The 17,903-nt window shown below is 71.2% G+C and carries 13 protein-coding genes; 7 read left to right on the forward strand and 6 right to left on the reverse strand.

Going from position 1 to position 17,903, the window contains the following annotated elements; all coding sequences use genetic code 11:
- The 3 genes from ACFWBD_RS18360 (at window position 1) to ACFWBD_RS18370 (ending at window position 4,316) form a co-directional block, all read left to right on the forward strand.
- Window positions 1–906, forward strand: a complete 906-nt coding sequence (locus tag ACFWBD_RS18360) for a sugar ABC transporter permease (protein WP_351752926.1) — start codon at window positions 1–3, stop codon at window positions 904–906.
- A 208-nt stretch (window positions 907–1,114) separates the two neighbouring features.
- Window positions 1,115–2,803, forward strand: coding sequence for a glycoside hydrolase family 13 protein (locus tag ACFWBD_RS18365; protein WP_385667618.1), 1,689 nt, complete (start codon window positions 1,115–1,117; stop codon window positions 2,801–2,803).
- Window positions 2,804–2,939: 136 nt separating this feature from the next.
- Window positions 2,940–4,316 carry an alpha-amylase family protein gene (locus ACFWBD_RS18370; protein ID WP_385667620.1) on the forward strand — a complete coding sequence of 459 codons (1,377 nt, stop codon included), beginning with the start codon at window positions 2,940–2,942 and terminating at the stop codon, window positions 4,314–4,316.
- Here the strand turns inward: ACFWBD_RS18370 and ACFWBD_RS18375 are convergent.
- Window positions 4,255–4,653, reverse strand: coding sequence for a carbohydrate-binding module family 20 domain-containing protein (locus ACFWBD_RS18375; RefSeq protein ID WP_385667622.1), 399 nt, complete (start codon window positions 4,651–4,653; stop codon window positions 4,255–4,257). The two genes, ACFWBD_RS18370 and ACFWBD_RS18375, sit on opposite strands and share 62 nt — an antisense overlap.
- Before the next feature lie 199 nt (window positions 4,654–4,852).
- On the opposite strand from ACFWBD_RS18375, the gene pulA reads away from it, so the two are divergent.
- The 3 genes from pulA to ACFWBD_RS18390 all read left to right on the forward strand — a co-directional run bounded on the left by pulA (window position 4,853) and on the right by ACFWBD_RS18390 (window position 11,655).
- On the forward strand, window positions 4,853–10,309 hold the full coding sequence (gene pulA / locus ACFWBD_RS18380; protein ID WP_385667624.1) for a pullulanase-type alpha-1,6-glucosidase: 5,457 nt from the start codon (window positions 4,853–4,855) through the stop codon (window positions 10,307–10,309).
- Between the two features lie 71 nt (window positions 10,310–10,380).
- On the forward strand, window positions 10,381–11,259 hold the full coding sequence (locus ACFWBD_RS18385) for a SpoIIE family protein phosphatase (protein WP_385667626.1): 879 nt from the start codon (window positions 10,381–10,383) through the stop codon (window positions 11,257–11,259).
- A 33-nt stretch (window positions 11,260–11,292) separates the two neighbouring features.
- Entirely contained in the window at window positions 11,293–11,655 is a 363-nt protein-coding gene (locus tag ACFWBD_RS18390) for a 5-carboxymethyl-2-hydroxymuconate Delta-isomerase (protein WP_385667628.1), read from the forward strand.
- 31 nt (window positions 11,656–11,686) lie between these two features.
- Here the strand turns inward: ACFWBD_RS18390 and ACFWBD_RS18395 are convergent, their stop codons facing one another.
- From ACFWBD_RS18395 to ACFWBD_RS18415, 5 genes are all read right to left on the reverse strand, one after another.
- A complete protein-coding gene (locus ACFWBD_RS18395; RefSeq protein WP_385667629.1) occupies window positions 11,687–12,376 on the reverse strand; it encodes a TetR/AcrR family transcriptional regulator in 690 nt (229 codons plus the stop codon).
- Window positions 12,377–12,588: 212 nt separating this feature from the next.
- Window positions 12,589–13,617 carry a PDR/VanB family oxidoreductase gene (locus tag ACFWBD_RS18400; protein WP_385667631.1) on the reverse strand — a complete coding sequence of 343 codons (1,029 nt, stop codon included), beginning with the start codon at window positions 13,615–13,617 and terminating at the stop codon, window positions 12,589–12,591.
- A complete protein-coding gene (locus tag ACFWBD_RS18405; RefSeq protein WP_385667633.1) occupies window positions 13,617–14,519 on the reverse strand; it encodes a metal-dependent hydrolase in 903 nt (300 codons plus the stop codon). The genes ACFWBD_RS18400 and ACFWBD_RS18405 overlap by 1 nt, the downstream gene beginning before the upstream one ends.
- 157 nt (window positions 14,520–14,676) lie before the next feature.
- Window positions 14,677–16,620 carry a hypothetical protein gene (locus ACFWBD_RS18410; RefSeq protein ID WP_385667634.1) on the reverse strand — a complete coding sequence of 648 codons (1,944 nt, stop codon included), beginning with the start codon at window positions 16,618–16,620 and terminating at the stop codon, window positions 14,677–14,679.
- A gap of 44 nt (window positions 16,621–16,664) precedes the next feature.
- Complete coding sequence (locus tag ACFWBD_RS18415; protein ID WP_385667636.1) at window positions 16,665–17,144, reverse strand: tetratricopeptide repeat protein; 480 nt, start codon at window positions 17,142–17,144, stop codon at window positions 16,665–16,667.
- 124 nt (window positions 17,145–17,268) lie between these two features.
- On the opposite strand from ACFWBD_RS18415, the gene ACFWBD_RS18420 reads away from it, so the two are divergent.
- On the forward strand, window positions 17,269–17,709 hold the full coding sequence (locus tag ACFWBD_RS18420) for a hypothetical protein (RefSeq protein WP_385667638.1): 441 nt from the start codon (window positions 17,269–17,271) through the stop codon (window positions 17,707–17,709).
- Window positions 17,710–17,903 lie beyond the last annotated feature (194 nt).

Below are 17,903 nucleotides of genomic sequence, written 5' to 3' on the forward strand. Positions count from 1 at the left end.
ATGAGTAGCACCACCGCCGAGACCTCCGCCCCCGTGAGCGAGCAGCGCTCCAAGACCCCGCGCCGGCCCCGTCGCCGCGGCGAGAACAGCTTCGCCGGCTCCCTCGCCTCCCACGGTGTCCTGATCGTCGCGAGCGTCATCGCGCTCTTCCCGATCGGCTGGCTGGTCTATCTGTCCCTCGGCCCGGACACGGACGACTATCTGCACCCGGGCGGCATCTGGGACAAGATGACGTTCGACAACTACACGTTCGTCCTCCAGCACACCCAGTTCTTCGACTGGTTGAAGAGCTCGCTCATCGTCACGCTGGGCACCACGGCCATCGGCGTGCTCATCGCCGCCACCACCGGTTACGCCGTCTCCCGGATGCGCTTCCCCGGCTACAAGAAGTTCATGTGGATCCTGCTGGTCACCCAGATGTTCCCGGTCGCCGTGCTGATGGTGCCGATGTACCAGATCCTCTCGGACCTGCAGCTCATCGACAACTACTTCGGCCTGGTCCTCGTCTACTGCACGACGGTCATCCCGTACAGCGCCTGGCTGCTCAAGGGCTACTTCGACACCATCCCCTTCGAGATCGACGAGGCGGGACGCGTGGACGGGCTCACCCCGTTCGGCACCTTCTTCCGGCTGATCCTGCCGCTCGCCAAGCCCGGTCTCGCGGTGGCCGCCTTCTACAACTTCCTCACCGCCTTCAGCGAGGTCGCCTTCGCCTCGACGTTCATGCTCAGTGACGACAAGTACACCCTTGCCGTCGGTCTCCAGTCCTTCGTCAGCGAACACGACGCCCAGCGCAACCTCATGGCCGCCACCGCGGTGCTGATCGCGATACCCGCCGCCGTGTTCTTCTACCTCGTGCAGAAGAACCTGGTGACCGGCCTCACCGCGGGCGGCACGAAGGGCTGAGCCGGTACGAGACTCCCGCGCGCCGCAAGGCGCGCGGGTGGCGGCCGCGGTGTCCATCCGACCCCGCCGGCACCGCGGCCGCCTCATCCACCCGCCTCGGGACCACTCGCCCTCGACAACGAAGCCGAGCCCAACACTCCATGTCAACAGCCCCTCCCCCACTCTCGAACGCGCTCGAGCGGGGGACCCCCATCGCCCCAAGGACGCCATGAGCCAGCAGCCCGCAGCCCCGGCCCCCACCCCCACCTCGGCTGTCGCCACCGTCGTCAAGCGCCGTGACTGGTGGCGGGACGCGGTGATCTACCAGGTGTACCCGCGCAGCTTCGCCGACAGCAACGGCGACGGCATGGGCGACCTGGAAGGCGTACGCTCCCGTCTCCCGTACCTGCGCGACCTCGGCGTGGACGCCGTGTGGCTCAGCCCCTTCTACGCCTCCCCGCAGGCCGACGCCGGTTACGACGTCGCCGACTACCGCGCGGTCGACCCCATGTTCGGCAACCTCCTGGACGCCGACGCGCTCATCCGGGACGCCCGTGAACTGGGCCTGAGGATCATCGTCGACCTGGTCCCGAACCACTCCTCCGACCAGCACGAGTGGTTCAAGCGGGCGCTCGGGGAAGGCCCCGGCTCCTCCCTCCGGGACCGCTACCACTTCCGGCCCGGCAAGGGCGCGGACGGCGAACTCCCGCCCAACGACTGGGAGTCCATCTTCGGCGGCCCCTCCTGGACCCGGGTCACGGAGCCGGACGGCACCCCCGGCGAGTGGTACCTGCACCTCTTCGCCCCCGAGCAGCCCGACTTCAACTGGGAACACCCGGCGGTGGGGGACGAGTTCCGCTCCGTCCTGCGCTTCTGGCTGGACATGGGCGTCGACGGCTTCCGTATCGACGTGGCCCACGGCCTGGTCAAGGCGGCCGGCCTGCCGGACCTCGGCGCCCACGATCAGCTCAAGCTGCTGGGCAACGATGTCATGCCGTTCTTCGACCAGGACGGCGTCCACGAGATCTACCGCCAGTGGCGGCTCATCCTCGACGAGTACTCGGGTGAGCGGATCTTCGTCGCCGAGGCGTGGACCCCGACCGTCGAGCGGACCGCGAACTACGTCCGCCCCGACGAACTCCACCAGGCCTTCAACTTCCAGTACCTGGCCACCGAGTGGGATGCGGAGCAGCTGCGCGAGGTCGTCGACCGCACCCTGGAGGCGATGCGCCCGGTCGGCGCCCCCGCCACCTGGGTGCTGTCCAACCACGACGTGACACGGCACGCCACCCGCTTCGCCAACCCGCCCGGCCTCGGCACCCAGATCCGCACGGCGGGCGACCGCGAGGTCGGTCTGCGGCGGGCGCGGGCGGCCACGCTGCTGATGCTGGCGCTGCCCGGCTCTGCGTACGTCTACCAGGGCGAGGAACTCGGCCTCCCGGACGTCGTCGACCTGCCCGACGAGGTGCGCCAGGACCCGGCGTACTTCCGCGGCGCCGGCCAGGACGGCTTCCGTGACGGCTGCCGCGTCCCGATCCCGTGGACGCGCGAGGGCTCGTCGTACGGCTTCGGCGACGGCGGCAGCTGGCTTCCCCAGCCGTCCGGCTGGGGCGAGTTGAGCGTGGAGGCGCAGCAGGGGGTGCCCGGTTCGACGCTGGAGCTGTACCGCTCCGCGCTCGGCATCCGCCGCGCGCGGCCCGACCTGGGCGCGGGCGACTCGGTGGAGTGGCTGAAGGCCCCGGCGGGCGTACTGGCCTTCCGCCGCGGGGAGTTCGTGTGCGTGGCGAACACCACGGGGGAGTCGGTGACGACCCCGGCCTACGGACGGGTGCTGCTCGCGAGCGACGAGGTGACCGAGACGGACGCCGGCGAGGCCAAGCTTCCGGCGGACACGACGGTCTGGTTGACGACGGCCTGACGGCCCCTCTGAAAGTTCTTGCATCAACTTGATACGGCCCGCTGCCTTTTCAGGCAGCGGGCCTTTAACATCTCCGTCACCGCAAGTTTGCTGACATGTTTCAGCAAGAGCCTTCAACGGAGAAGGACTTCCCCACATGGCAAGCAGCAGACCCCTTTCGGGCGCCCTCGCCCTGGCCGCCGCAGCCGTCGTCATGGCCCCCACAGCCGTGTCGGCCGCCCCGCCCGGCACCAAGGACGTCACCGCCGTCCTCTTCGAGTGGAACTTCGCCTCGGTCGCCAAGGAGTGCACCAACACCCTCGGCCCGGCCGGATACGGCTACGTGCAGGTCTCCCCGCCCGCCGAGCACATACAGGGCTCGCAGTGGTGGACGTCGTACCAGCCCGTCAGCTACAGGATCGCGGGCCGGCTCGGCGACCGCACGGCGTTCCAGAGCATGGTGAACACCTGCCACACGGCCGGTGTGAAGGTCGTCGTGGACGCCGTCGTCAACCACATGGCCGCGGGCAGCGGCACCGGCACCGGCGGCTCGTCGTACACGAAGTACAACTACCCGGGCGTGTACTCCTCGTACGACTTCGACGACTGCACGTCCCAGATCACGAACTACGCCGACCGCTGGAACGTCCAGCACTGCGAGCTGGTCGGCCTCGCCGACCTGGACACCGGCGAGGAGTACGTCCGCAAGACCGTCGCCGGGTACATGAACGACCTGCTCACCCTCGGGGTCGACGGCTTCCGCATCGACGCGGCCAAGCACATCGACACCGCCGACCTCGCCAACATCAAGTCCCGGCTGACGAGCCCGGGCGTGTACTGGAAGCAGGAGGTCATCTACGGCAGCGGAGAGGCCGTCCAGCCGACCGAGTACACCGGCAACGGCGACGTCCAGGAGTTCCGTTACGCCTACGACCTCAAGCGGGTCTTCAACAACGAGAACCTCGCCTACCTGAAGAACTACGGCGAGGGCTGGGGGTATCTGAGCAGTTCCGCCGCGGGTGTGTTCGTCGACAACCACGACACCGAGCGCAACGGATCGACCCTCACCTACAAGGACGGGGCGAACTACACGCTCGCCAACGTCTTCATGCTCGCGTATCCGTACGGCGCCCCGGACATCGACTCCGGCTACGAGTGGTCGGACGCGGACGCCGGTCCGCCCGACGGCGGCGCCGTGAGCGCCTGCTGGCAGAACGGCTGGAAGTGCCAGCACGCCTGGCCGGAGATCCTGCGCATGGTGGCCTTCCGCAACGCCACGCGGGGTGCGTCGATGACCGACTGGTGGGACAACGGGGGCGACGCGATCGCCTTCGGGCGGGGAAGCAAGGGGTACGTCGCGATCAACCACGAGAGCGGTTCCCTCAGCCGGACGTACCAGACGTCCCTCGCCGCCGGCACCTACTGCAACGTGCAGAACAACACGACCGTGAGCGTGAACGGTTCGGGGCAGTTCACGGCGACCCTGGGCGGCAACACCGCCCTGGCGATCTACGCGGGCAAGTCGAGCTGCTGAGTCCTTCCCCGGCCGCCACGGGCCAGTGGCACCCGCTTCCGTGGCGGCCGGGACTGCGCACGTCCAGGTGTCGCTCGTGAGTACCCGGACGAACTGCCCGTCGTGTAGGAGCGGTTCGTCCCGGATCCCAGGTCACGTTCCCGGAGCCGTCCTTCTTCAGGAACTCGTACGCGAAGGACACGCTCTTCGGGACGATGACCGCCTTGCTCCAGACGGGAGACGACGCCGACGACGGCGGGACGGCGTCGGCGGTGTTCCACGAGCCCATGGACGCGATGGACCCGACGACGCGGACGTCGGTGCCCAGGCTCGTCGTCGCGTCGGCGCCGAACGTCACGTCGGTGGCGTTCGGGGTGAGAGTGGGCCCGTCGAGAACAGGCCGTCAAGGTCCTGGTGAAAGTTCTTGCTGTGAGTTGCAAGCCTCTTGCTGTAAACCTTTCGTCAGCGATACGGTCACGCGGGCGCCCGGCGACGAAGCCGTCCCGCGGCGTTGGGGTCGGACCCAAGAGAGCCGCAATCGCAAGGAGTTCCCGCCTGTGATACCGAGATGGCCGGCGCCCCCGGCGCCCTCGAAGCGCCGCACCACGCCACCTGCCCGACGGGTCGCGGCCGTCGCCGTGGCCGCGCTGGCCGCAGCCCTCGTGCAGCCCCTCGCGGCGCACGCGGACAGCCCGCCCGCACCGCCGTCCGACGCGAAACTGGCCGCCGCCCCGGCCCGCCACGACGACACCCGTGAGCAGTTCTACTTCGTGATGCCGGACCGCTTCGCCAACGGCAGCACCGCCAACGACAAGGGCGGACTGACCGGTTCACGCCTCACCACCGGCTACGACCCCACCGACAAGGGCTTCTACCAGGGCGGCGACCTCAAGGGCCTGACCCAGCGCCTCGACTACATCAAGGGCCTCGGCACCACCTCCATCTGGATGGCGCCGATCTTCAAGAACCGGCCCGTGCAGGGAACCGGCAGTGAGGGTACCTCCCAGGCGTCTGGCACTGGGGGAGCCTCGGCGGGCTACCACGGCTACTGGATCACCGACTTCACCCAGGTCGACCCGCACTTCGGCACCAACAAGGACCTGGAAACCCTCATCTCCAAGGCGCACGCCAAGGGAATGAAGGTCTTCTTCGACGTCATCACCAACCACACCGCCGATGTCGTCGACTACGAGGAGAAGTCCTACGACTACCTGTCCAAGGGCGCCTTCCCGTACCTGACGAAGGACGGCGAGCCCTTCGACGACTCCGACCACGCGGACGGCGGCACGAAGTTCCCGGCCGTGGACGCCGGCTCCTTCCCGCGCACCCCGACGGTCACCGCCGCGCAGCGGACCGCCAAGGTCCCCACCTGGCTCAACGACCCGACGATGTACCACAACCGCGGCGACTCGACCTACGCCGGTGAGTCGACCACGTACGGAGACTTCTCCGGGCTCGACGACCTGTGGACCGAGCGCCCCGAGGTCGTCAGCGGGATGGAGAAGATCTACCAGCGCTGGGTGCGGGACTTCCGGATCGACGGTTTCCGGATCGACACCGTGAAGCACGTGAACATGGAGTTCTGGACCCAGTGGGCGACGGCCCTCGACGCCTACGCGGCCAAGCAGGGCCGGGACGACTTCTTCATGTTCGGCGAGGTCTACTCCGCCGACACGTCGATCACGTCCCCGTACGTCACCCAGGGCCGCCTCGACGCCACGCTCGACTTCCCCTTCCAGGAGGCGGCCCGCCAGTACGCCTCCCAGGGCGGCAGCGCGCAAAAGCTCGCCTCGGTCTTCGCCGACGACTACAAGTACACGACCGACAAGGCCAACGCCTACGAGCAGGTCACCTTCCTCGGCAACCACGACATGGGCCGCATCGGGTACTTCCTGAACCAGGACAACCCCAAGGCCACCGACGCCGAACTCCTCGCCAAGGACAGGCTCGCCAACGAGCTGATGTTCCTCAGCCGCGGCAACCCGGTCGTCTACTACGGCGACGAGCAGGGCTTCACCGGCGCCGGCGGCGACAAGGACGCCCGCCAGACGATGTTCGCGTCGAAGACGGCCGACTACCTCGACGACGACGAGCTCGGCACCGACCGCACCCACGCGAGCGACGCGTACGACACCGGCGCGCCGCTGTACCGGCAGATCAGCGCCCTGTCCCAGCTGCGCAGGGCGAACCCCGCCCTCACCGACGGCGTCCAGACCGAGCGCTACGCGGCCGACGGCGCCGGCGTCTACGCCTTCTCCCGCAACGGCACCGGCAAGGACACGACCGAGTACGTCGTCGCCTTCAACAACGCCGGCACGGCGCGGGAAGCGACCTTCGAAACCGGTTCCGCGAACACCGCGTTCCGCGGGATCTACGGCACCCAGAAGACGGTTGCCGCCGGCGCCGACAAGAAAATCACCGTAACCGTTCCCGCGGGCTCGGCCGTCGTCCTCAAGGCCACCCGCAAGCTGCCCGCCCCGGCCGCCCGGCCGGCCGTCACCCTGCACGCCCCCGCCGCCGGCGCGACCGGCACCGTCGAGCTGAGCGCCGACGTGGAAGGCGGTCAGCTGAACCGGGTCGTCTTCGCCGCCCAGACCGGCAACGGCAGGTGGCGGACCCTCGGCTCCGCCGACCACGCCCCCTACCGGGTCACACAGACCGTCGGCGCGGACGTGCCCGCGGGCACGGCCCTGCGCTACAAGGCGGTAGTCGTCGACTCCGCCGGACGCACGGCGAGCGCCACCGCGGCCTCCGTCACCGGCGCCCCGCCCGCCGAGGAGACCCCCACCGCCTCCTCGCGCGACTACGCGATCGTCCACTACAAGCGCACCGACGGCGACTACGCCGACTGGGGCCTTTACGCCTGGGGCGACCTGGCCGACGGCGAGTCGACCAGCTGGCCGGACAGTCATCCCTTCGTCGGCCGGGACGCGTACGGGGCCTTCGCCTACGTCAAGCTGAAGCCGGGCGCCTCGTCCGTCGGGTTCCTGGTCATCGACAAGCAGGGCGACAAGGACGTCTCCGCCGACCGCACGATCGACGTCACGAAGACCGGCGAGGTCTGGATCGAGCAGGGCAAGGAGGGCGTCCTCACGGAGAAGCCCGACCACCCCGCCCAGGACACCGCCAAGGCCGTCCTGCACTACCACCGCGCCGACGGCGACTACACCGGCTGGGGTCTGCACACCTGGACCGGCGCCGCGAACCCCACCGAGTGGTCGAACCCGCTGAAGCCGGCCACGACCGACGCGTACGGCGCGGTCTTCGAGGTGCCGCTCACCGCCGGTGCCACCAGCCTGAGTTACATCCTGCACAAGGGCGACGAGAAGGACCTGCCCACCGACCGGTCGCTGGACCTCACGAGCAACGGCCGTGAGGTGTGGCTGCTGAACGGCCAGGAGAAGTACCTTCTCCCGCAACCGGCCGGCTCCGCGGCGGCCCTCGACCTGACCACGTCCAAGGCGGTCTGGATCGACCGGAACACCGTCGCCTGGAACGGCTCCGCGGCCGCCGCCTCGACCCAGCTGCTGTACAGCGCGAAGGGCTCGATCGCGGTCGAGAACGGCACGCTCACCGGGGCCGCCCAGTGGCTGCGGCTGACGAAGACCACCCTCACCGACGCCCAGAAGGCCACGTATCCGCACCTCGAGACCTACACCGCCTGGTCCGTCGACCCGCGCGACCGGGACCGGGTACGCGCGGCGCTGAGCGGTCAGGTCGTGGCCTCCCAACGGGCCGTGAACGGGGCGGTGCTGGCGGCGACGGGGGTACAGACCGCGGGCGTGCTGGACGACCTGTACACCGGTGCGACGAAGGCGCGGCTCGGGCCGACCTTCCGCGACGGCCGGCCGACCCTGGCCGTCTGGGCCCCGACGGCCCAGCAGGTCTCCCTGGAGCTCGACGGCTCCACCGTGAGGATGAAGCGCGACGGCACCACCGGCGTCTGGTCCGTCACCGGCCCCAGGTCCTGGAAGAACAAGCCCTACCGGTACGTCGTGACGGTGTGGGCGCCCAGCGTCGGCAAGGTCGTCACCAACAAGGTCACCGACCCCTACTCGGTCGCCCTCACCACCGACTCCGCGCGCAGCCTCGTCGTCGACCTCGACGACAAGGCCCTCGCCCCCGGCGGCTGGTCCACGCTCACCAAGCCGAAGGCCGTCCCGCTGAAGGACGCCCGGATCCAGGAACTGCACGTCCGGGACTTCTCCGTCGCGGACCCGACCGTCCCCGCCCAGGACCGGGGCACCTACCTGGCCTTCACGGACCGGGACAGCGACGGCTCGAAGCATCTGCGGGAGCTGGCGGCGGCGGGCACGTCGTACGTCCATCTGCTGCCCGTCTTCGACATCGCCACCATCGCCGAGGACAAGGCCGCACAGTCGGCCCCCGACTGCGACCTGGCCTCCTACCCGGCCGACTCCGAGAAGCAGCAGGAGTGCGTGGCCGCGGCCGCCGCGAAGGACGCCTACAACTGGGGGTACGACCCGTACCACTACACGGTCCCCGAGGGGTCGTACGCCGGTGACCCGGACGGGACCGAGCGCACCGTCGAGTTCCGCGAGATGGTGAAGTCGCTGAACCAGGAGGGCCTCAGGGTCGTCATGGACGTCGTCTACAACCACACGGCGGCGAGCGGCCAGGCGGCGACCAGCGTCCTCGACCGGATCGTCCCCGGCTACTACCAGCGGCTGCTCGCCGACGGCTCGGTCGCGAACAGCACCTGCTGTGCGAACACCGCGACCGAGAACGCGATGATGGGCAAGCTGGTCGTCGACTCGATCGTCACCTGGGCCGAGGAGTACAAGGTCGACGGCTTCCGCTTCGACCTCATGGGGCACCACCCCAAGGCCAACATCCTGGCGGTGCGCAAGGCGCTGGACGCGCTGACCCTCGCCAGGGACGGCGTCGACGGCAAGAAGATCATCCTCTACGGCGAGGGCTGGAACTTCGGCGAGGTCGCCGACGACGCCCGGTTCGTCCAGGCCACGCAGAAGAACATGGCGGGCACGGGCATCGCGACCTTCTCCGACCGGGCGCGTGACGCCGTGCGCGGCGGCGGTCCCTTCGACGAGGACCCGGGCGTCCAGGGCTTCGCCTCCGGGCTCTACACCGACCCCAACTCGTCCACCGGCAACGGCACTCCGGCCGAGCAGAAGGCCCGTCTGCTGCACTACCAGGACCTCATCAAGGTCGGGCTGTCCGGCAACCTCGCCGCCTACCGCTTCACCGGCGCCGACGGCAAGGAGGTCACCGGCGCCGAGGTCGACTACAACGGGGCCCCGGCCGGCTACGCGGCCGCGCCCGGCGACGCCCTCGCCTATGTCGACGCGCACGACAACGAGTCGCTGTTCGACGCGCTGGCGTACAAGCTGCCGGGGGACACCTCGGCGGCCGACCGTTCCCGCATGCAGGTCCTCGCCATGGCCACCGCCGAGCTCTCCCAGGGCCCGGCCCTGTCCCAGGCGGGCACCGACCTGCTGCGCTCCAAGTCCCTGGACCGCAACTCCTACGACAGCGGGGACTGGTTCAACGCGATCCACTGGAACTGCGCCGCCGGCAACGGCTTCGGCCGGGGACTGCCGCCGGCCGTCGACAACGCCTCCAAGTGGCCCTACGCCAAGCCCCTGTTGACCACCGTCGAGGTCGGCTGCCCGCAGATCACCTCGGCCTCCGCCGCCTACCAGGACCTGCTGAGGATCCGTACCACCGAGAAGGCGTTCTCCCTCGGGACGGCCGAGCGGGTGCAGTCGGCGCTCTCCTTCCCGCTGTCGGGGAAGGACGAGACGCCCGGGGTGATCACCATGGAACTCGGCGACCTGGTCGTCGTGTTCAACGCGACGCCGACCGCCACGAAGCAGACCGTCGACGCGCTCGCCGGGACGGGATACCGGCTGCACCCGGCGCAGGCGGCGGGGACGGACCCCACCGTCAAGGCCGCGTCGTACGTGACGCAGTCCGGCACGTTCGCCGTGCCGGGCCGGACCGTCGCGGTGTTCTCCCGGACGACCCCCTAGACAGGGGCACTACCTTGGTGGAGCAGACCTTGTGGCCGGTCTGCTCCACCGGTGAGTCCGAGGGTCGGCAGATGGACGTCAACGACAGACGGACGGACACGACCGTGCTGGTCGTGGACCGCACGGCGGCCGGCCGGTTCGCCCTCGGCGTGGTGCTGCGCCGCGCCGGCCACCAGGTCGTCGCGGTCGGCACCGGCCACGAGGCGCTCGTCGAACTGGACGTACGGCGGCGCAAGGGCGCCCTGCCGGACGTGGCCCTCGTCGACGTGGAGCTGCCGGACATGAGCGGCTTCGAGCTGTGCCGACGGCTCAAGGCCCGGCCGCACATGGCCGGGCTGCCCGTCGTGCACTTCTCGGCCGGTGACGTGGCCCCGGGCGACCGCGGGCAGGGGCTGGACGCGGGCGGCGAGGCCCACCTGGCGATGCCCGCCGAGCCCGAGGAGATCGACGCGGTGGTCCGGGCGGCCGTACGGGCCGCACGGCTGCGCGCCTACTGCGTCGACGAGAGCGACCCGGCCGTGCTCGCCGAGCGCCTCGACCGGATGCTCCAGCTCTACCACCCCGAGGTCACGGCGACCGTCTGTCTGGTCCTGATCGACCCCGCCACCGGGCGTACCCGCATCGCCAACGCGGGGCACATCCCGCCGCTGATCGTCCGGGACACCCAGGGCGCCGACTACGCCAAGGCGGCGGGCCCGCTGCTCGGCCTCGGCGTGCCCCACCCGCCGCCCACCGAGCTGTTCCTCGAGCCCACCGACCGGCTCCTCATGGTCACCGACGGTCTGATCGAGACCCGGGGCATCGATCTCGCGGTCTCGATGGAGCACCTCCGCGCGGCGGCCATCGGCGCCATGCCGGGCCTGGACGCGCTGTGCGACACGCTCCTCACCAGCTTCGGCCACGACCGGGAGGACGACATCGCGATGCTGGTCCTGCGGCTGACGGCCTAGGCTGATCCTTGTTGCCCTAGAACAGGAGTGCCCATGCCGCAGATCACCGTCGACTACTCGGCCACGATGGCGTCCGCCTTCGACCGGACCGGGTTCGCGCGAGCCCTGCACACCTCGGTCGTCGAGATCGCGGCCGCCAAGCCGGAAGCCTGCAAGACCCTGTTCCGTCCCGCCGAGTTCACCGCGTTCGGCTACGACGACCCCGAGGAGCGGGGGCACGCGATCGTCCACGTCACGCTGGGGCTGCTGGCCGGCCGCACCGACGAGACGAAGACGAAGCTGACCGAGGCCGTACTGGAGCTGCTGCGCGAGCACGTGGCGCAGGACGGTTTCGCGCTGCACGCCTCCGCCGAGGTGCGCGACCTCGACCCGTCGTACCGCAAGTACGAGAGCTAGAGCCAGAACAGGGCCCGGCCGGCGGGCGGCTTCAGGAGGCGAGGGCGATGAGCCGGGTGACCAGGTCGCCGAACGGCCCGTCGGCCGGCTCGCCGCCGAGCACGGGGCGCAGCAGGGTGCGCAGCTCGTGGTCGTGGGCCGCGCCGACGGCCGTCAGGGCGGCGAAGTCCTGCACGAGCTGGACCTCCAGCTCCTCGCGGGGGATGCGCCGCCCGTCCAGCCAGATCAGCGCGGTGGACTCGGCGAGCGAGACCCAGGAGCGGACGATCAGCTCCAGGCGCGGGGGCGCGTCGGTGATCCCCAGGTGCGACAGGATCTGCTCGTAGGCGTTCTGGCGTACGGCGTCGATGAGGGCGTTCGTGGTCGAGGAGCCGACCGCCGGTCCCCCGCGCATGAGGGCGGAGAAACCCGGGCCGTGCGCGTCGACGAAGTCGAAGTAGCGGCGCATCACGCGGAGCAGCCGGGAGCCGAGCGGTCCTTCGTGCGGCTCGGCGAACCGGCCCGCCAGGTCCTCCGAGGCCCGCTTCAACGCGGCCTCGTACAGGCTGAGTTTGCCGGGGAAGTAGTGGTAGACGAGGGGGCGCGAGATGCCCGCGGCCGCGGCTATCTCGTCGATGGAGACCTCGTCGGGCGAGCGCTGGGCGAACAGTTCGAGGGCGACGCCGATCAACTGCTGCCGACGCTCCTCGACTCCCATTCTGCGACGAACCCCGGTAGTCATGCGAACACCTTACCGATCGGTTCCGGCCCAGAACGGACCGGACCGGTGCAGACGTTCACCCGATCCATCACTTATCCGGCTACTTGTCCGGTCACATGTCAGTCAATTTTCGCGTCACCTTTCGAGTCACGTGCCGGGTCACGTACCGGGTCATGTGCCGGGTCATGTGCCGCTTCAGGCGACGGTCGCGGGCGGCGGCGCGGGCGGCCGTCTCACATGTCCAGCACCAGTCGTTCGCCGCGCGACCGCGAGACACAGATCAGCATCGAGTCGTCGCGCTCCGCGTCGGTGAGCAACTCGTCCCGGTGCTCCACCTCGCCCGCCAGCACCCGCTGCCGGCAGGTCCCGCAGAAACCCTGCTCGCACGAGTAGAGGGTGTCCGGCAGTTCGGCGCGTACGGCGGCCAGTACGGTCGAGTCGGCCGCGACGGCCACCACCCGTCCGGTGCGCCTGAGTTCGACCTCGAAGGGACCGCCGTCGCGGTCGGTACGCGCCGTGAACCGCTCGAGGCGGACGTGCGGCACGCGCTCCTCCACCGCCGCCATGAGCCCCTGCGGGCCACAGCAGTAGACGGCCGTCCCCTCGGGCAGGTCCGTGAGCAGCGCGTCGAGACCGGGCCGTCCGTCCACCACCGTCACCCGGTCCTGGCCGCCGAGCTTCTCGACCTCCTCCAGGAACGGCATCGAAGCCCGTGTCCGGCCGGCGTAGAGCAGCCGCCACTCGGCGCCTTCGGCGAGGGCCCGCAGCATGGGCAGGATCGGCGTGATGCCGATGCCCCCGGCGACGAAGACGTACGAGGGCGCCTCTACGAGCGGGAAACGGTTCCGGGGCCCCCGCACCTCGACCTCCATTCCCTCCCGCAGCTGTTCGTGCACCTCGCGCGAGCCGCCCCGCCCGTCCGTGACGAGCCGCGTGGCGACGGTGTAGGAGGAGGTGTCCTCCGGGTCCCCGCACAGCGAGTACTGCCGCACCAGCCCCGACGGCAGCACCAGGTCGAGATGCGCCCCCGGCTCCCAGCGCGGCAACTCGCCTCCTTCGAGGCGCAGTTCGACGACCCCGTCGGCGACCGTGCGCCGAGCGGTGACCAGCAGCCGCAGCGCCCGCGACCGGGGCCGGCCGGAGACCGGTTCCGCCAGCGCGGGCATCGGCCACAGCGGCGAGGACCGGATCCGGCGGCGCAGCGCCCGCCGGACGAGCAGCGCCGCACCCGCGACGGCCACGGCGGTCGGCGGCTTCGGCATCACGAGGCCCTTTCCTGCGCGGCGAGCGCGGCCAGCGCGGCGGGGGAGGAGGCGAGATAGGCGACCGCCTGCTGGGTGGAACCCTCCTGCGAGGGGTGGTACGCGCGGCTCAGATAGCGCGGCACCGACCTCAGCAGGTCGCCGGTCGCGGGCAGCGTGCCCCGTCTGCCGCGGACGTAGAAGTCCTTGAAGGAGGCGCGGCCGTCGACGAGGGTCGGGTCGTTCTCCATGAAGAACCGGGTCCCGCGCTGCCACAGGAACACCAGCGCCGCGAACGCCGTCGCCCAGGTCCGCACCCGCCGCCGGTAGCCGCCGTCGACGTGGGTGAACAGGTCGAAGGCGACGGACCGGTGCTCGACCTCCTCGGCCCCGTGCCAGCGCAGCAGGTCCAGCATGGTCGGGTCGGCGCCCCGCCGGTCGAGCTCCTGCGCGTTCAGCACCCAGTCGCCGAGGAACGCGGTGTAGTGCTCGATGGCGGCGATCAGCGCCACCCGCTCCATCAGCCACCAGCGCCGGGCGCGGCCCGGCGGCAGGCTCCGGTCGCCGAGGAGCTTCTCGAAGAACCAGTCGACCTGCGCGGTGTACGGCGTCGGGTCGAGCCCCTGCTCGCGCAGATGCGGCAGCACCTCGTCGTGGGCCTGGGAGTGCATCGCCTCCTGCCCGATGAACCCGATGACGTCCTCGCGCAGCCGCTCGTCCCGGATGTACGGCAGCACCTGCTTGTAGACGTGCACGAACCAGCGCTCACCGGCCGGCAGCAGCAGATGCAGCACGTTGATGGTGTGCGTGGCGAACGGGTCCCCCGGTACCCAGTGCAGCGGGGTGCCCTCCCAGGAGAAGGACACCTTGCGTGCCTTGAGCGTGACACGCTCGTCCGGCCGCCCCTCGGGCTTGTTAGACATGATGTCAATGTACTGACGGGTAGGGCGGGGGTGAACCCCTGTGCGACAACTCGCCCGCACGACTTGGCCGGCCGCCTCCCTCGCCCGGCTCGCCCACCCCGAAGTGCCTACCCGATGCGGCCACCCGATGCGGCCACCCGATGTGCCCGTCGACGGCTCAGCGCAGTCCGCTGATCGACCGCCCGTCCTTCAGCCTGCCCTCCAGGCCGGCCTGCGCGCCCTGCTTCGTCGGCACCGCCAGCAGGTGGCCCTGCCCGGACCCGGTCACCCCGCCGGTCGCCCGGATGGACGACGTCGCCTTGTCGCCGGCGGCGAGGAGGTACCAGTCGCCGCCCTTCGACTTCCACAGCACCCCGGCCAGCACATGCGGATCGCGCGGCCCGCACGCCGGTACGTCCCCGGCCTTCGCCACGGCCGCCCCCCACAGCCCGCCCGGCGTGTGGAACTGGGCCAGCACCCTGCTCCCGTCGCCCCGCCAGGTCTCGGCCCGGGTGCACACCCAGGTCGCCGCTCCGCTCGCGTCGGGCAGCTGCTGCCGGGTGTAGCCCCAGGCGTTGACCGTCCGCACGCCCTGTCCACGGGCGTCGGCCAGCGAGCAGGCGAACGGCGCCCAGATCCGCAGCGCCGCCGCACCGCTCGCCTCCTTGGGGGCGGCCGGGCGCCCCGCGGTGAGGCGGGCGGGGACGAGCTCGCCGAGGTCGCTGAGCAGGTGGGTGCCGGAGGCGTCCGTCAGCTGGAGCACGTTCCACGTCGTGCACGTGCCGGTGTGGGTGGCCGGGCTGGCCAGCGGCGAGGTGATCCCGTCGGTCAGCGTCAGGTCCATCACCCCGGCGCCCGGCTTCGACAGGTCCCGCTCGCCGGCCTTCGTCACCCAGGGCGCCGTCAGATAACGGACGTTGCCGTCGGCCCGGCCCAGCACCAGCGCGGCCGCCTCGGCGCCGGTCGCGCCGTCGACCCGTGCGAAGTCGAGGGCCGCCCCGGCGGCGCCGTCCTGCGGCTCGGCGTAGCGGGCGATGCGCAGACCGTCGTAGAGGATCACCACGCGCGCGTTGTCGACCTCGCCCGCGTAGAGGAGCCGGGGCGGTCCGGCGGGGCCGCCGACCGGGGTGTCCGGGGTGGCGGAGACGTGCACGGCCTTCCCGGGGCGGGCCCAGACGGCGAGGGCGCGGCGCAGCAGCGCGCTGTCGCGGGTGAGGGGGCCGCGCGCGGGCCAGACGGAGAAGTCGGTGCGCGCGGAGGTCTTCCAGGCGGCGGGGGACACCTTCACCAGCCGCCCGGGGTCGAGGGCGGCCTCGGCGGCCGGGTTCTGCGCGTACAGCGGGGCGGCCGCGCCGTCGGCCCCCCAGCCGCCGCCGGGCAGCGCGACCAGGGTGCCGCACACGGCGAGCGCGGCCGCGGCGGCCAGCGCGGCCCTGGTGTACCGGCGGCGGCGCATCAGATCGGTGGGCCGGGCCTGGAGCGAGCAGGCGTCGAACTCGGGGGAGTCGAGCAGGGCGTACTGGGCGGCGGGGACCTGGCCCGCCTCGCGCAGCGCCGCCGTCACCTCGGCGGCCGCGACGCCGGACCCGGTCAGCACCTCGCGGACGTCGCCGTCGGGGAGCCGCTCCAGTCCGCGCAGTACGTAGACGGCCCGGGCCGGGCCCGACAGGGCGGCCAGGCGCTGGTCCAGGGCGAGCTCGTCGGCGCCGCCGGAGCGGGGGAAGAGCCGCAGGCCCCGGATCTGGGGGAGCAGCGGAGGGAACTGCGCGCGCTTGGGCCGGGCCAGGAGCCTCAGCGGCAGGCCCGCCTCCAGCGCCGTACGCACCACCTGAAGGCGGATGTAGGCGTACCCGGGGTCGCCGTCACGGCCGTCCGCCGCGCCCCCGTTCTGGGCCGGGATGACGGGGGTCGAGGCGCTGCCGCGGGGCAGGGCGCGCTGGGCGAGGGCGTGCGCGGTCAGGACGCGCCGACTGCGGCCGAGGCCGGGCGGCAGCACCAGGTAGGCGAGCCGGACGAGCCGCGGGTAGTGCTCGACGAGCGCGGCCTCGGCCTGCTCGACGTCGACGATCCGGTCGGCGGAGGACCGGGGTGCGGGGCGCGGGGCGACATCCTGTGACTGCACGTCCAGCAGAACGAGCGAAACGGCGGATGGTCACCCCGGGCGGGTCAGTCCTCCCGGAGCGCCTTCGCGTAGTTGGCCATCGACCGCTGGTAGCGCGGCAGATGGGGGGCCAGGGCGCCGAGCACCAGGGACAGGCCCTCGCGGTCGCGGCCGAGGCTCGACAGGCACAGGGCCAGGCAGGCGCGTACGGCATCGTCCAACTCGTCCGACGAGGCGTCCAGTTCGGCGGTCAGCAGCTTGACGCCCTCTTCCGCCTGTCCGATGTTGCGCAGCGAGCTGGACAGTTGGATCTTGGCCCGCCTGCCCTTGTAGCCGCTCACGTCGCTCAGCCCGCGTGCGAGCGCGTCCCGGTACAGCGGCGCGGCCCGGTCCGAGTGGCCGGTCGAGTCCCAGGCGCAGGCCCGCTCGAACGAGCCCAGTGGACTGTCTTCGGGAAGTTCGGCGGCCAGCTTGTCTATCACGGCCCGGAACTCCGCCGCCCGCTCCTGCGGATACTCGTCGAAGCCGGCCCAGGCGGCGGTCACGCGATCTTCCCAGTCTTGGTTCACCGGCACACTCTCGCACGGGTGTCCCCACCCGGTACGGGTATTTTGAGCGCACCGCGCGTGAGAGCCGTATCCAGGGCGAGGCTCTCGCAGGGAGGAACGGATGAAGATGACCCGACCGATGCTCGCGGTGGTCGCCGCCGCCGCGGCGCTGGTGCTGACGGGCTGTGGTTCCGACGGGGCCGAGGAGACCGTCCCGGTGACGGCGACCGGCAGCCTGGAGCACCTGGCCGCCGAGGTGAAGTGCACGCCCGACATGCAGACCGACGCCGACGAACTCCGCCAGGCGCTCTGCAAGAACGCCGACGGCAAGTTCATCCTGCTGACCTTCGCCACCGACCGCGGTCAGCGCGAGTGGATCAACGGGGCCAAGGACTACGGCGGCCACTACCTGGTCGGCCGCAAGTGGGTGGCCGTGGGTGAGGAGACCAGCACCGTGACGGCGCTGCGCAAGACGCTCGGCGGTGATATCGAGGAGGGCACGGACCACTCCGCGCACGTGTCGGGCGAGCCCTCCGAAGGCGCTTCGCACTCCGGTCACTGACCGGACCCGGCGCACCCCGCGCACGCTGCGCACCCCGCGCACCCGGCGCACCCCGCGCACACCAGAAGGCCGGCGGTGAGGAATCCCTGCCGCCCGCCCGGGGCGGCGGCGGAACCGCGCCCGGGCGTACCGTCGGGGCCCCCCGGGGTCCCCCACACCGGGGCACGTGAACAAATTTCCGGGGGTTTTTGAGG

The organism is Streptomyces sp. NPDC060002 (genome assembly GCF_042737245.1).
Taxonomy (GTDB): Bacteria; Actinomycetota; Actinomycetes; order Streptomycetales; family Streptomycetaceae; genus Streptomyces.

Coding starts and splice junctions, on each gene's coding strand:
- ACFWBD_RS18360 (WP_351752926.1), top strand. CDS start 1: ATGAGTAGCACCACCGCCGAGACCTCCGCCCCCGTGAGCGAGCAGCGC.
- ACFWBD_RS18365 (WP_385667618.1), top strand. CDS start 1,115: ATGAGCCAGCAGCCCGCAGCCCCGGCCCCCACCCCCACCTCGGCTGTC.
- ACFWBD_RS18370 (WP_385667620.1), top strand. CDS start 2,940: ATGGCAAGCAGCAGACCCCTTTCGGGCGCCCTCGCCCTGGCCGCCGCA.
- ACFWBD_RS18385 (WP_385667626.1), top strand. CDS start 10,381: ATGGACGTCAACGACAGACGGACGGACACGACCGTGCTGGTCGTGGAC.
- ACFWBD_RS18390 (WP_385667628.1), top strand. CDS start 11,293: ATGCCGCAGATCACCGTCGACTACTCGGCCACGATGGCGTCCGCCTTC.
- ACFWBD_RS18395 (WP_385667629.1), bottom strand. CDS start 12,376: ATGACTACCGGGGTTCGTCGCAGAATGGGAGTCGAGGAGCGTCGGCAG.
- ACFWBD_RS18400 (WP_385667631.1), bottom strand. CDS start 13,617: ATGCCGAAGCCGCCGACCGCCGTGGCCGTCGCGGGTGCGGCGCTGCTC.
- ACFWBD_RS18405 (WP_385667633.1), bottom strand. CDS start 14,519: ATGTCTAACAAGCCCGAGGGGCGGCCGGACGAGCGTGTCACGCTCAAG.
- ACFWBD_RS18420 (WP_385667638.1), top strand. CDS start 17,269: ATGAAGATGACCCGACCGATGCTCGCGGTGGTCGCCGCCGCCGCGGCG.